The organism is Alcanivorax sp. HI0083, assembly GCF_001635175.1.
In genome coordinates this window covers 1-599 of the sequence record NZ_LWFX01001703.1, presented here as the reverse complement: position 1 = coordinate 599, position 599 = coordinate 1, and the positions used below count along the sequence as shown (strand labels likewise).

At 61.1% G+C, this 599-nt stretch carries 1 pseudogene; it reads left to right on the top strand.

Annotated elements, in window-relative coordinates:
• Positions 1-599: pseudogene (locus A3754_RS24890) on the top strand (23S rRNA (guanine(2445)-N(2))/(guanine(2069)-N(7))-methyltransferase); the annotation flags it as partial.

Below are 599 nucleotides of genomic sequence, written 5' to 3'. Positions count from 1 at the left end.
AGTGGCACCCTGGTGATTGAGGCCGCTTTGATGGCTGCCGGACGCGCGGCAGGGGCCCAGCGCCAGCACTATGGTTTCCAGCACTGGCGCGGTTGTCGTCGCCAGTTGTGGCTGGATGCTCAGCAGGAAGCCGGTGAGAGCGCGAATCGCCCAGTGCCGGCGTTGTCATTGAAAGGCTTTGATGCCGATAGCAAGACTCTGCCGTTGGCACTGCAGAACGCCGAGCGTGCCGGGGTGCGCAATGCGATTCATTTTGAGCGCCGGGAGCTGGGGGCGCTGCGGCCACGCGACTTTGTCGCCAACGGCATTGTGGTGGGTAATCCTCCCTGGGGCGAGCGTCTTGACGAGAAACAGCAGGCGGGCTGGCTACACTATTCTATCGGCCGGATTCTTGCGGTACGCGCGCCGGGTTATCAAGCGTTGTTGTTAGGCGCCGATGTGGATGTGATGGATCGTTCCGGGATGAACCTGGAACAGCAATGGCGCTTGAAGAACGGGCCTTTCAATAACTTTATTCGCCTGTATTCCCCGCGCAAGCAAACGCCGCCTGCGGTGGCGCAAGTCGCTGATGAGGGCGCTTTTAATGTGCCGGAAGGCGC